This window comes from Nonomuraea sp. NPDC002799 (assembly GCF_053592075.1).
Genome location: NZ_JBSFVA010000010.1, coordinates 212049 through 225088 on the forward strand (window position 1 = coordinate 212049; position 13040 = coordinate 225088).

The 13040-nt window shown below is 71.9% G+C and carries 10 protein-coding genes; 5 read left to right on the forward strand and 5 right to left on the reverse strand.

The features are described from left to right. The first annotated feature begins 73 nt into the window (after positions 1 to 73). Positions 74 to 2938 carry a BTAD domain-containing putative transcriptional regulator gene (locus ACWD0F_RS20660; RefSeq protein ID WP_449877676.1) on the forward strand — a complete coding sequence of 955 codons (2865 nt, stop codon included), beginning with the start codon at positions 74 to 76 and terminating at the stop codon, positions 2936 to 2938. Here the strand turns inward: ACWD0F_RS20660 and ACWD0F_RS20665 are convergent. Continuing rightward, on the reverse strand, positions 2919 to 4133 hold the full coding sequence (locus tag ACWD0F_RS20665) for a hypothetical protein (RefSeq protein ID WP_449877678.1): 1215 nt from the start codon (positions 4131 to 4133) through the stop codon (positions 2919 to 2921). The genes ACWD0F_RS20660 and ACWD0F_RS20665 overlap by 20 nt on opposite strands. Positions 4134 to 4241: 108 nt before the next feature. Then, complete coding sequence (locus ACWD0F_RS20670) at positions 4242 to 4727, reverse strand: glutathione peroxidase (RefSeq protein WP_449877680.1); 486 nt, start codon at positions 4725 to 4727, stop codon at positions 4242 to 4244. Between the two features lie 189 nt (positions 4728 to 4916). On the opposite strand from ACWD0F_RS20670, the gene ACWD0F_RS20675 reads away from it, so the two are divergent. Next, entirely contained in the window at positions 4917 to 5315 is a 399-nt protein-coding gene (locus ACWD0F_RS20675; protein WP_449877682.1) for an aggregation-promoting factor C-terminal-like domain-containing protein, read from the forward strand. Between the two features lie 334 nt (positions 5316 to 5649). Continuing rightward, the gene (locus tag ACWD0F_RS20680; RefSeq protein ID WP_449877684.1) at positions 5650 to 6105 is read left to right on the forward strand and encodes an aggregation-promoting factor C-terminal-like domain-containing protein; all 456 of its coding nucleotides are present in this window, start codon (positions 5650 to 5652) and stop codon (positions 6103 to 6105) included. 21 nt (positions 6106 to 6126) lie between these two features. On the opposite strand, the gene ACWD0F_RS20685 is transcribed toward ACWD0F_RS20680, so the two are convergent. Beyond that, positions 6127 to 6774 carry a TetR/AcrR family transcriptional regulator gene (locus ACWD0F_RS20685; RefSeq protein WP_449877686.1) on the reverse strand — a complete coding sequence of 216 codons (648 nt, stop codon included), beginning with the start codon at positions 6772 to 6774 and terminating at the stop codon, positions 6127 to 6129. Between the two features lie 80 nt (positions 6775 to 6854). Between ACWD0F_RS20685 and ACWD0F_RS20690 the strand changes: the two genes are divergently transcribed. Both ACWD0F_RS20690 and ACWD0F_RS20695 read left to right on the forward strand, forming a co-directional pair. Continuing rightward, positions 6855 to 7970, forward strand: a complete 1116-nt coding sequence (locus ACWD0F_RS20690) for a ferritin-like domain-containing protein (protein WP_449877688.1) — start codon at positions 6855 to 6857, stop codon at positions 7968 to 7970. 91 nt (positions 7971 to 8061) lie between these two features. Further along, positions 8062 to 11178, forward strand: a complete 3117-nt coding sequence (locus tag ACWD0F_RS20695) for an NACHT domain-containing protein (protein ID WP_449877690.1) — start codon at positions 8062 to 8064, stop codon at positions 11176 to 11178. Here the strand turns inward: ACWD0F_RS20695 and ACWD0F_RS20700 are convergent. Then, positions 11077 to 12357 carry a sensor histidine kinase gene (locus tag ACWD0F_RS20700; protein ID WP_449877692.1) on the reverse strand — a complete coding sequence of 427 codons (1281 nt, stop codon included), beginning with the start codon at positions 12355 to 12357 and terminating at the stop codon, positions 11077 to 11079. The genes ACWD0F_RS20695 and ACWD0F_RS20700 overlap by 102 nt on opposite strands. A gap of 82 nt (positions 12358 to 12439) precedes the next feature. Continuing rightward, positions 12440 to 12913, reverse strand: a complete 474-nt coding sequence (locus ACWD0F_RS20705) for a nucleoside deaminase (protein WP_449877694.1) — start codon at positions 12911 to 12913, stop codon at positions 12440 to 12442. Positions 12914 to 13040: the final 127 nt, after the last annotated feature.

Sequence of the window (13040 nt, forward strand, 5' to 3'; positions counted from 1 at the left end):
CCGCGCGGCCGGGTTCTGCCGAGACCGCCGCGATCACGCCGTTGAGAAGTTCCCCCGACAAGGAATCCGGGCGATGGTCAGGTCTGTGGTGCGGTTCCACCTGCTCGGCGACGTCGAGGCGGAGATCGACGGCCGGCTCGTGGAGCTCGGCCACGCCCGGCAACGGTGTGTGCTGGCGGTGTTACTGGTCGAGGCCAACCACGCGGTGTCGGCCGACCAGATCCTGGACCGGGTGTGGGGCGACCGCCCGCCGCAACGGGCCCGGGCGGCCGTCCACGGCTACCTGTCCAGGCTGCGGCGGGCACTGACCGCCGTGGACGACGCGGTCGCCCTCGTCCGCCGGCCCTGCGGCTACGCGCTCACGGTGGACCCGATGGCCGTGGATCTGCTCACGTTCCGCCGGCTGGCCGCCGAGGCCCGCGCGGCGCGGGAGGGTGACACGGCCTTGGCGCTGTTCGACCGGGCGCTGGGGTTGTGGCGCGGGGACCCGCTGGCGGGGCTGGACTCACCCTGGCTGAACGGCGTCCGTCATGGCCTGGTCATGGAGCGTCTGGTCGCCGAGCTGGACCGCAACGATCTCGCCCTCGACCGCGGCAGGCACGCGGGCCTGCTCGCCGAGCTGACCGCCCGCGCGGCCGCGCACCCGCTGGACGAGCGCGTGGCCGGCCAGCTCATGCTGGCCCTGTACCGCTGCGGCCGGCAGGCCGACGCCCTCGACGGCTATGAGCGGCTGCGGCGGCTGCTCGCGGACGAGCTGGGCGCCAGTCCCGCCCCGGCGCTGCGGGAGCTGCACCTGCGGATCCTGACCAGCGAGCCGGGCCTGGCCGCGCCCGCAGGCGCCGCCACGGCCGGGCGGTCCGCGCGGGCGGTCACCCCGCACCGGCTGCCCGCGCCACCGCGATCGTTCACCGGGCGGGCCCGGCAGCTCGCCGCGCTCAGCGAGGCCGTGCGGACGCCGGGCGGCCCGGTGGCGATCAGCGGCGCCGGCGGTCTCGGCAAGACCTGGCTGGCGCTGCGGTGGGCCCACGAGAACGCGGATCGTTACCCCGACGGGCAGTTGTACGTCGACCTCCGGGGGTTCGACCCGGCCGCCGATCCGGTGCACCCGGCGGTCGCGGTGCGCTCCTTCCTCGACGCCCTCGGGGTGCCGCCCGCCGCGATCCCGCCGGATCCCGAGGCGCAGGCCGCGATGTACCAGAGCCTGACCGCCGGCCGGCGGATGCTGATCGTGCTGGACAACGCCCGCGACACCGCCCACGTGGCGCCCCTGCTGCCCGCCACGCCCACCGGCGCCGTTCTCGTCACCAGCCGCCACCGGCTGACCGGCCTGATCACCGCGTACGGCGGCCGGCCGCTGGTCCTGGACCTTCTGACCGACGCCGAGTCTCGCCGGCTGCTCATCGGCGAGTTCGGCGCCCACCGGGGGGAGGCGGAGCCCGAGTCCGTCGCCGCCCTGGTCCGCCACTGCGGCGGTCTGCCGCTGGCGCTCGGCATCATCGCCGCCCGCGCCGCCGCGCATCCCGGGTTCCCGCTCGCGGTGCTCGCCGGGGAGCTGCGGCAGGCCACCACCCGGCTGGACGCCCTGGACGGCGGTGAGCTGGCCGTCAACCTGCGCGCGGTGTTGTCCTGCTCCCATCAGGCCCTGCCCCCCGACGCGGCGCGGGTGTTCGCCCTGCTGGGCCGTGCGGCGGGCCCGGAGATCGGCCTCCCGGCGGCGGCCAGTCTCACCGCCCTGCCCCTGACGCGCACCCGCCACCTCATGCGGCAGCTCGTCAACGCGCACCTGATGGACGAGCCGTCACCCGGCCGCTTCCGGATGCACGACCTGGTCCTGCTCTACGCGGCCGAGCTGGCCCGCGGCCTGGACGGCGACGGCGCCGCGCTGCGCCGGCTGCTCGATCACTACCTGCACACCGCCCACCGGGCGGACCGGGCGCTCAACCCGCACCGCGATCCCGTCACGCCGCCCCCGCCGCGGCCCGGGGTCGTCCCCGAGGACGTCGCCGGTCACGACGCGGCACTGGCCTGGTTCGGCGCCGAGTACCCGGCCCTGCGGACGGTCGTCGACGAGGCGGGGGCGGAGTTCGACGCCCACGTCTGCGGGCTGGCGCGGGCGCTGATGACCTTCTGCGACCGGCGCGGGCTCTGGCACGACCAGGCCGCCACGCAACGCGCCGCCCTGCGGGCCGCCGAGCGCCTGGCCGACCGTCCGGCGCGGGCGCACGCCCACTGCGGCCTCGCGCTGGCCTGCATCTGCCTGCGCCGCTACGGCGACGCGGACACGCACCTGCGGCGCGCTCTGGAGCTCTTCCGCGAGCTGGGCGACCGGGCGGGGCAGGCCTACGCCCACCGCTGCGTGGCCCGGCTCTTCGCCCAGCAGGGCGATCACGGGGCGGCGCTGCCGCACGACGAGCAGGCGTTCGAGCTGTACGCGGCCGCGCAGGACCGGCGCGGGCAGGCCGCCGGGCTCAACGCCATCGGCTGGCACCACGCCCACCTGGGCGACGATCAGCGGGCTCTCGCCCAGTGCGGGCGGGCTCTGACCCTGCACCAGGAGATCGCCGACCGCCTGGGCGAGGCCGCCACGTGGGACAGCCTCGGCTTCATCCGGCGCCGACTCGGCCATCTGGAGCAGGCCGCCGACTGCTACCGGCGCTCGCTGGCGTTGTTCCGCGAGCTCGGCGCCAGGTATTTCGAGGGCTCGGTGCTCGGCTCGCTCGGTGACGTCCATCGTGACGCCGGCGATCGCGAGGCCGCCCGCCTGGCCTGGCAGGGCGCGTTCGGCATCCTCGACCGGCTGGGCCACCACCACGCCGAGCTGGTCCGGGCCAAACTCCACGACCTCGACGGCTCTGAGGGGCCGGACGGCACGACGCCACGGCCCCGAGGGAGCCGTGGCGATCATGGGAGCTCGGGTCTCAGGCCAGCCACACCGTGATGCCGAGCGCCTCGTCGTAGTAGTCGGCCACGCTGAACACCTCGCCGTTGTCGCAGTTCCCGACGTGCGACCCGAAGGCCGTGGTGCCGTAGGACCAGCCGCCGCCGCTGTCGCCGCCGATGCCGACGTCGTTGTCGGTCCCCACCAGCCGCTGGGTCGCGTACGGGAAGGGCGCGAACGTGCAGGTCACCGAGACGCTGTCGACGAGGGGCGAGCAGTGACGGACGTTGGACGAGCGGCCGTACTGGCACACGGACTCGCCCACCGAGATACTGGCGATCGGCTCGACCGAGGTGGCGGCCCGCGCCTCGGTGCTGCTGGCGTAGAAGACGCCCGCCAGCACCGGGACGCCGAAGTGGTATTCCACGTCGCCCCACGCCCGCCGGTGCTGGAACTGGGGCGTGATCGGGTAGGACAGTCCGGCGTCCGTCCAGTCGATCTCGTTCATGCCGTCGCAGTGGCCCGCGGTGGTGATGCCGGGCAGCAGGCCGCCGCCGGCGAGGATCGGCCAGCCGCTGGTGCACAGGGCGCCGCCGCCGCTCACGCGTTCCCCGCCGAAGCCGTACTCCAGGCTGGTGACGGGCGTGGCGCTCACGGTGAGGTCGACGGACGAGCGCAGGCCCTGCGGCAGCGCGGCCAGCACGGCGGCCGGTCGCGGGTCGACGCCCGGCTCGCCGGTGACCCGGGCCGGGATGCGGCCCGCGCCGGTGATGTCGACGGACGTGGACACGGAGGTGAAGCCGTAGGCCACGAGCGCCTGGTGCACGGCGAGCTGGCGCTCCTCCAGCTCGCCGAAGGAGTACGGCTGCCCGTCCGCGACCTTGACCTCGATGCCGGCGGCGGCCACCAGCCCGCCGACGAAGGCGTCGGCGGGCCCCTTGACGTAGAGCGTCGGCGCGCCGCCGGGGCGGCGGTCGAGTTTCGAGCCGACGAAGATCTCCGGCCGCTCACGCGCGACCTGGGCCGCGATCCGGCCGATGACCTCCGCGGCTTCGTGGTTCGTCCTGGCCTGGGCCAGGGTCCAGCCCCTGGCCTCGGCGACCAGCCTCAGGTCCTGCTGCAGGGCCTGTTCGGCGGTCTGGAGGGGCGGCGGGTCCGGTAAGGCGGTCCCGGCGGCGGCCGGGACGGGCGCGCCGGCCACCAGGAGCAGGGCCGAGACCACCAGGGCGATCGGTCCAAGGCGTCGTTTCTTCACTGACGTACCTCCACCAATGGATGTGTGGTCGCCAGCGTGCGGGGCGCGCCTTCGGCGAACCTTCGGCAACCCTGGAATCCGCTGGTGGCGGCGGTCAGCGCCGGGGGCTCAGAGCAGCTTCTCGATGGCCGCCGTGACCGCCGCGTCGTCGGGGCCGGTGCGGGGGCGGAAGCGGGCCACGACGTCGCCGTCGCGGTTGAGGAGGAACTTCTCGAAGTTCCACTGGATGTCGCCCGACTCGCCCTGCTCGTCCGGCGTCCGCGTCAGCTCCTCGTACAGCGGGTGCCGGCCGGGCCCGTTGACCTCGGCCTTCTCCAGCAGCGGGAAGTCCACGCCGTACGTCGTGGCGCAGAACTGCTGGATCTCCTCCGCTGTTCCCGGCTCCTGGCCGGCGAACTGGTTGCAGGGGATGCCGATCACCGTGAAGCCGCGGGGGCCGTACTGCTCCTGGAGCGCGACCAGGGCGCCGTACTGCGGGGTGAGGCCGCACCGGGAGGCCACGTTCACGATGAGGGCGGCCTTGCCGGCCGCAAGCTCCCCGAGCGTGGTCGGGGAGTCGGCGAGAGTGCGAAGCGGGATGTCACTGAGGCTCATGGTCCGACCCTACAGAACGAGTCAGGCCAGAAATGTGACGCAGTCCTCATTCTCACGGCAAAACACCTGAAACACCCATATATCGAAATCTTTACTGACGATCTTCGCGTTCATGGTCAATTCGCTGTAAAGGTGGTCAATCAGGGAGGGTGTCGCGGGTCCATGCAACCCCTCGAAAGGGAACCCCGCATGCCCATGCTCCGCCGTACCGGCGTCCTCGCCCTGACCGCCACCCTGGTGGCGGCGGGCGGCGCCTCGGCCGCACAGGCGCAGAGCTCCCAGTCAGCCGGCAGCGCCAACAAGTCGATCGCCAAGCCCATGGTGGCGGGGCGCGGCTGGAACAAGGCCCAGTTCAGGTGCCTTGTCAGGCTCTGGGCACGAGAGAGCGGCTGGAACCACCGCGCAGGCAACAGCTCAGGCGCCTACGGCATCCCGCAGGCGCTCCCCGGCCGCAAGATGGCCTCATCGGGCGGCGACTGGCGCACCAATCCACGCACCCAGATCTCGTGGGGCCTCGGCTACATCAAGCAGAGGTACGGGACGCCGTGTCGCGCCTGGGGGCATTTCCAATCCCACAGTTGGTACTGAGCCAAACCCCAGGTTCGCCTGCTGATTCAGGCAAGGCGCGCCCATAAGGGCGGCGGACCGGGCAATCCCGTACCAGCGAGAGCGCCCTTTATCCGCAACGATCACACAAACACCTGTCCTTGGCGTGTCGAGATGTGGGACCGGCGGTGCCGCGCGTAATAGGAATCGTGCTGAGGACACGTCGTGGAGCCCTCCGGGCCGCCCAGCACGATCGGGCGGAGCCAGAATCCCGGAGGGCCGCGCGGACCCTCCACGTCCGAGCCACGGACGCGGACGGCAGGGCGCCAGGAGGAACGGGCGCCCGTCCGCACGCGACCCGACAACAAGGATCGTCTTGGACAGCAAACGTGTGCTGAGTGGCACGCTCATCTCCGTCACCGCGTTCACCGCGGTCGGCACCGGCACGGCCCTGGCCGAATCGGCGCCGATCGTCCGGATGCGGACCTGGACCACGCAAGCGCAACCGAAGATCACGGCCATGGCGCCGTCCAACATGAACAAGCGGATCGCCCTGGGGCAGGTCGTCCAGCGGTCGTGGAACCTGCAGGAGTTCCGCTGCCTGGACAACCTGTGGACGCGGGAGAGCGGCTGGAACCACCGGGCGCTCAACCACTCGTCCGGCGCGTACGGCATCCCGCAGGCGCTGCCCGGGGGCAAGATGCGCGGCGCGGGCCGTGACTGGAAGTCCAATCCGGAAACACAGATCAAATGGGGGCTGGGTTATATCAAGGGACGGTACGGCAGGCCGTGCGGCGCCTGGGGACACTTCAGATCGCACAACTGGTACTGACAGGGGGCGCCGGGGAGGGGATCATCTGGTGCCCTCCCGGCGCCCCGAATGCACCGCCATCGCCTGGATCAGCAGCTCGATCCCGAACTCGAACTCCGCCTCGTGGTCGCACTGGTCGAGCAGCCCCGCCAATGAGCTGACCTCGGGGAACAGCGCCGGATCCACGCCGTCGGCCCGGATCGTCCTGGTGTGCAGCGGCGCGAACGTCGGCGTCACCCCGACCTCACGCAACAACGACCCCACGATGAACGCGATGAACGTCCGCAACATGCTGACCGCGCCCTGATCGTCGAACCCGGCGCCGCGCAGCGTGGCCAGGGCCCGCTCGACCGGCAGCAGTCCGGCGGCGGAGTGCAGCTGGCGGCTGACCACGAGCATGGTCGAGCGCGGATGATGATGGGCGATCTGCCGGAAGGCCCTGGCCTGCATGCGCACCCGGTCGGTCCAGTGCGCGTCGGGGTCGTCGGTGAACTCGATCTCGCTGAGCACCGTCTCGGCCACCCCGTTGAGCAGCGCGTCCTTGTTGGGCACGTGGTTGTAGAGCGACATCACCCCGACGCCCAGGTCGGCCGCGATGCGCCGCATGGAGACCGCGTCGGCGCCCTCCCGCTCGATGAGGTCGATGGCCGCGGCGACGATGCGGCCTCGCGACAGAGGCTCCGTGGGCATAGCTCATTCTATTGACTGACGTACGGCGTACGTGCAGGCTCGTAGGTGTACGTACGGTGTACGTAGCCCCCGGAGGTCTGATGTCGACCCATGATCTGTACACCATCCCCGCGGATCTCTCCACCTGGGACGTCGAGGCGGCCGGCGCGAGCCGGTTCACCTGGGAGTACGACGACGGCAGGGATCGCATGCTGGCCCTGTACCAGAAGGGCAAGGACCGGCAGTGGGACTCCGCCAAGCGGATCGACTGGGACCTGGAGGTGGACCCGTACAACATCCTCGGCATCCCCGACCAGACCATCGCCATCTACGGCACGCCCCTGTGGGAGCGGATGGACGCCAAGACCCGCCAGGACGTCCGGCTGCACGGCGCGGCCTGGCAGTTCTCCCAGTTCCTGCACGGCGAGCAGGGCGCGATGATCTGCTCGGCCAAGATCGTGGAGTCGGTGCCCGACCTCGACGCGAAGTTCTACGCGGCCACGCAGACGATGGACGAGGCCCGCCACGCCGAGACCTACGCCCGGTTCCTGCAGGACAAGGTGGGCCTGGCCTACCCGATCAACGCGCATCTCAAGGCGCTGCTCGACAGCACGCTGAGCGACTCCCGCTGGGACATGCCCTACCTGGGCATGCAGGTGCTCATCGAAGGGCTGGCGCTGGCCGCGTTCGGGGTGATGCGCGACATGACCACCAAGCCGCTGCCCAAGCAGATCCTCGCGTACGTGATGCAGGACGAGGCCAGGCACGTCGCCTTCGGCCGGATGGCGCTGCGCGACTACTACGCGAACCTGTCGGAGGCGGAGCTGCGCGAGCGCGAGGACTTCGTCATCGAGGGTTGCTACCTGATGCGCGACCGGCTGCGCGGGCAGGAGACCTGGGAGACCCTGGGCCTGTCGGCGGCCGAGGTCGAGCAGGCCATGGTGGCCACCGACCAGTCGGACTACCTGAGGATCTTCCGGGCGCTGCTGTTCAGCCGGATCGTGCCGTGCGTGAAGGACATCGGGTTGTGGAGCCCGCGGTTGCGGCAGGCGTACGCGGACATGGGCGTGCTCGACATGGCCGGCCAGTCGCTGGAGGCGCTGATGCGGCAGGACGAGGAGATCGCCGACCGGGTCGACCAGGAGCGGTTCGCCCAGGAGGAGGCCGAGCGGCACGCCGAGGTGTCCGAGACGATCGAGCTGGGCCGCACCACCTGACCGGGACCGGCCGAATCCGGCATGGGGCTTACGGGGGCCACTCGTCTTGGGCAGACTACGAGTAGCGGTTCCCGCCTCCAAGGAGCCTTCCTTGCGCCCGGTCCTGAGCTATCGCGACGCCGTCGACCTGCTCGGCGGCCCGGCCCGGCTGACCCGGGCGCTGGACACGGCGTCGTCGGTGGCGCTGTTCGGGCTCACCGCGATCGATCTGTTCGACGCCCGGGCCGAGGCGGTGCGGCTGGCCGACGGCGTGATCGGCCGCCTGCGCGACCGGGTCAAGGGTTACAGCACCTACGACACGACGCAACGTCTGGCGGCGGCGCACGCGGTCATCGTGGTCAGCGCGTTCCTGGAGGTCGTCGACGAGGCCGGGGTCCTGGACGAGCTGACGCGCGCGGACCAGGAGCGGCTGACCGGGCTGGACACCACGCGCCTGGCCGCGAGCCTGCTCGACGGCCCCATGCTCATGCCCACGCCCCAGCGTCCGTACGAGAGCGTGCTCGAAGCCCTCGCCGACCACTACACGCGCATCACCAAGGCCCTGCTCGGGCACCTGGAGGGGCTGGCCTGCTGGGACGCATGGGACGAGACCCGGCGGGCCAGGCTGGCCCGTGACCTGCCGGAGGGGTCGGTGCGCCGCTACGGCGAGCTGTTCCGCCGGCTCGCCACCGACTTCCCCGAGGTCGGCTGCTGGTCGGCCACCGTCAGCGACCAGGCCACCCGGGCCGGGCTGCGCAAGATCGAGCGCGGCCTGGCAGGGGTCGAGGAGCGGTTGTCCCGGCTCGTCTCCGCGCGCGGGCCGTCCGACCGGCTGGAGTCCCTGATCCGGGCGAACCGGGCCGCGCTCGGGCACCCGATCGTGGTCGCCGACGACGCGCCGCCGGGGCTGACGATCCCCCTGCTGGAGCGGGGCTACGTCGATCCGGGCTTCCGCCTGCTGCCGCCCGAGCACGACCGGCACATCGTCTCGGCCAAGACGTGGGAGGGCCTGCCCCGGCGCGACGACCTGAGCACGTTCCTGTCCGCGCACCTCACCCTGCCGCAGGCCACGAACGCGCCGCTGCTCGTGCTCGGCCATCCGGGCGCCGGCAAGTCCCTGCTGACCCGCATCCTCGCGGCCCGCCTGCCCGCCGGCGCGTTCCTGCCGCTGCGGGTGGAGCTGCGCGACGTTCCCGCGGAGAGCACCGTGCTGGCGCAGATCGAGCACGGTGTCAAGGAGGCGCTGGACGAGACGATGTCCTGGCCCGACCTGGTGCACGCGGCCCAGGGGGCGCTGCCGGTGGTCATGCTCGACGGCTTCGACGAGTTGCTCCAGTCGACCGGCGTGAACCGGACCGACTACCTCGAACGGGTCGCCCAGTGGCAGCGCTACCAGGCCGAGAAGGGCCGGGCACTGGCGATCATCGTCACCTCCCGCACCGCCGTGGCGAACCGGGCGCGGGTGCCGGACGACTCGATCGTGCTCCAGCTCGAACCCTTCGACGAGGGCCAGGTGCGCCGGTGGGTCGGCATCTGGAACGACGGCAACGGCGACTACTTCCGGCAGCAGGACGGGCTGGAGCCGCTCCGGGTCGAGAACGTCCTGGCCGTCCCGAGACTGGCCGAGCAGCCGCTGCTGCTGTTCATGCTCGCGCTGTACGACACCGACAGGAACGCGCTGCGGCTGCTGCGGAAGGAGATCCACGAGGCGGAGCTGTACGAGCGCCTGCTGCGCGACTTCGCCGCCCGCGAGGTGGGCAAGTCGGGCCGCGATCTCACCGGCGCGGATCGCAAGAGAGCCGTGGAGGACGCCCTGCTGCAACTCTCGGTGACGGCGTTCGCGATGTTCAACCGCAACCTGCAGTGGGTCAGGGAGGACGACCTGGCCGACGACCTGCGCGCGCTCCTGCGCTGGTCCTCGCCCACGCCGTGGGTGTCGGAGCCGCGCCAGGCACGCGATTTCCGCACCGCCGTGACCCACGCGGAAGGCGTCATCGCCGGCTTCTTCTTCGTCCGCACCACCCGGTCGCTGCGCGAGAACGAGCGGCTGAAGGCGTATGAGTTCCTGCACGCCACGTTCGGCGAATACCTGGTCGCCCGCCTGGTCGTCCAGGAGCTCGCGCACATGGCCGGGCATCTGGCCTCGCCCGGCTCGCGCTACCACCCGCCCGACGAGTCCCTGCTGCACGCCCTGCTGTCCTACGCGACGCTCACCGTCGGCACGCCGATCGTGGACTTCCTCGAGTACGGCATCGCCCACCGCATCCAGGCGCCCCGGCGCGCGCTGCTGAAACGGCACCTGTGCGAGCTGTTCGCCGTCTCGCTGATGCCCCGGCCGGGATCGGCCTTCGAGTCCTACCAGCCGGTGATCGCGGAGGCGCCCGCCCGGTGCGCCGCCTACAGCGCCAACCTGCTGCTGCTGGCGGTGCTCTCGTCGGCCGAGCCGATCCCGGGCGCGGAGCTCTTCGGCACCGAGCAGCCGGAGGCGGCCAACGAGCGCTGGCGCAGGATCGCCCGCCTGTGGCACTCCCAGCTCACCAGAGCGGGCTGGACCACGCTCACGCAGACGGTCCGGGCCCGCCACTTCCTGCGCGACGGCAGCCGGACGATGGTGGTCGGGCGCGACCGCGGCGAGCCGTTCGACCTGCGGGACCTGATCTTCTTCACCTGGCCGGACCGCTTCACGGCCAAGACCAGCCACGAGCTGATGATCCCGGCGCACGGGCCGCTGTCCCTGTGGGCACGCGAGATCGCCTTCCGCGACGACACCCTGCTCGGGCACCTCTTCCTCGATCTGCTGCCCTACGCCAAGGCGGTGGACGACAACCTGGAGGCCCATCCGGGCTCCCCCGTCACCGACCTGCTCATGGTCATGCTGAACCCGGCCTCCGACGTCGAGACCTACAGCCGGGCCCTGCGCTGGGACATCAGCTATGCCTACCGGGACCTGGTGCTGAAGCAGCTTGAGGCGGACTGTCACGAGCTGCCGGTCAACGACGTGCTCGCCCTCGTCCGCGTCGCGTGGTTGTCCCGCCCGAGCCGCGTCGGCCGCCTGGAGCGCATCCTGCGCAACCTCGAAGCCCGCCCCGACCTCGATCGCGACCTCTTCGAGGAGACGACCGCCGCCCTAACGTGGAAGGCGCAGGATCAGCCGGGCGCCGGGCCCCGCGCCGACCTCGAGCGTCCCCCCATGGGAGAGCGCGATGTCACGGGCGATGGGGAGCCCTAGCCCGCTCCCCCCGGTGTCCTTGGACCGGGTCCTGTCCAGCCGGGTGAACCGCTCGAACACCCGCTCCCGCATCTCCTCCGGGATGCCCACCCCGTCGTCGTACACCTCGACCTCCGCCTGGTCGCCGCGGGACCGCACGGAGACCCGCACGCGGGCCTCGCCGTACCTGTCGGCGTTGGACAGCAGGTTGGTCAGCACCCGGGCCAGCCGCAGCCGGTTGCCCCGCACGAACACGCCGGGCTCGATGCTGGTGGTGACCGGCAGCCGGGAAGGCCGCCGCGCGATCTCCTCCGCCACCAGCACGCCCAGCTCGATCCGCTCGTACTCGGCCGGCGCGCCCGCGTCCAGCCGGGCCATCAGCAGCAGGTCCTGCACGATGTCCGACAACCGCCGCGCGTCGTCCAGCGCCGCCCGCCAGTCCGCCTCGCTCCGCTCCGCGAGCCCCGCCTCCAGCCGCACCATCAGGGCCGTGATCGGCGTGCGCAGCTCGTGGGAGGTGTCCGACACGAACCGGCGGTGCAGCTCCACCGCGTTCTCCAGCCGGCCCAGGGTGTCGTTGACGGTGGTGGCCAGCTCGGCGATCTCGTCGCGGGTGCCGGGCACCTCGATGCGCCGGCTCAGGTCCTGGGCGCTGATGTGCTCCAGGCCCGACCGGATCCGCTCCACGGGGGCCAGCACCCGCCCGACGCCGTACCAGGTGCCCCACGCCATCAGCGCCAGCAGCACCGCGGAGGATCCGTACAGGAGCACGGGCAGGAGCGGCGAGCGCAGCAGGAACGGCTCGTGCAGGGCCGCGTAGGCGACGATGGGCCCGTACGCGGTGGCGCGGTTGCTCGTCCCCGCCACGATCAGGCACCCGTCGGGCAGGCACACGCGGTCGCGCACCTGCGAGTCGCCCCCGGTGGGCCGGGCGGAGGTCAGCGGCGGCTTGCCCCGCAGGCCGTCGCCGGCGGCCACCACCCGGCCCTTGGCGTCCACGATCTGCAGCAGCTGGACGCCGTCCTGTGGGGGGATGATCCCGGAGAACCGGTATCTGTCGACGATGGTGGTGAGGCGGCGGCTGGCGCGGGCGGCATGGTCGAAAAGATCTTCCCGGGCCTGGATCGGATACAGGATGGAGATCGCGACGACTCCCGCGAGCAGGAGCGTGCCGAACACGGCCACCGTCGCGATCGTCATCCGAGCCCTGATGGACCGCCCGAACCCCATGGTCCGACTGTGCCACGGACTGTACAAACCCCAGGTCAAAGGGGTGACGCCGTCAGCCGTGGAAGCGGCGGTGCAGCTCTCTCATCTCCTCGTCCAGCTCGGGCACCGGCCCGTCCACGTCCACCCAGGGCGCGACGTCGTTGATCGGCAGCGTGCGCACGGGCGGCGCGGGCACGCCGAGCTCGGCCAGCCAGTTGCCGAGTTGCCGCGCGGAGGCCACGTAGACGATCCGCCCCAGGCCCACCCAGGCGTGGGCGGCGGCGCACATCGGGCAGTGCTCCCCGGAGGTGTAGACGGTGGCCGCCGCCCGCTCCTCGGGCGTCAGATGCGCCGCCGACCAGCGGGCCAGCTCGAACTCCGGATGCCGCGTGCGGTCCCCGGACGCCACCCGGTTGTGATCCTCGGCCAGCACGGCGCCGTCGCCGGAGACGAGCACGGAGCCGAACGGCTCGTCGCCCTCCTCCAAGGCCCGCAGGGCCAGATCGACGCAGCGGCGCAGGTGCGGCAGGTCAGATTCGTAGATCACGAATCCACCTTCCCACGAGTGGCGTGAGCAGGGCGAACAGCGCGCCCGGCCTGGTCGCGGAACAGGTTACGGCCTGCCGAAAGTGCACGATCGTTCACGTTTCCCCACGTCATGTACAGGAAACCCA

Excerpts from the sequence above, each read along its gene's own strand:
- ACWD0F_RS20660 (WP_449877676.1), top strand. The coding sequence starts at position 74 with ATGGTCAGGTCTGTGGTGCGGTTCCACCTGCTCGGCGACGTCGAGGCG.
- ACWD0F_RS20670 (WP_449877680.1), bottom strand. The coding sequence starts at position 4,727 with ATGAGCCTCAGTGACATCCCGCTTCGCACTCTCGCCGACTCCCCGACC.
- ACWD0F_RS20675 (WP_449877682.1), top strand. The coding sequence starts at position 4,917 with ATGCCCATGCTCCGCCGTACCGGCGTCCTCGCCCTGACCGCCACCCTG.
- ACWD0F_RS20685 (WP_449877686.1), bottom strand. The coding sequence starts at position 6,774 with ATGCCCACGGAGCCTCTGTCGCGAGGCCGCATCGTCGCCGCGGCCATC.
- ACWD0F_RS20690 (WP_449877688.1), top strand. The coding sequence starts at position 6,855 with ATGTCGACCCATGATCTGTACACCATCCCCGCGGATCTCTCCACCTGG.
- ACWD0F_RS20700 (WP_449877692.1), bottom strand. The coding sequence starts at position 12,357 with ATGACGATCGCGACGGTGGCCGTGTTCGGCACGCTCCTGCTCGCGGGA.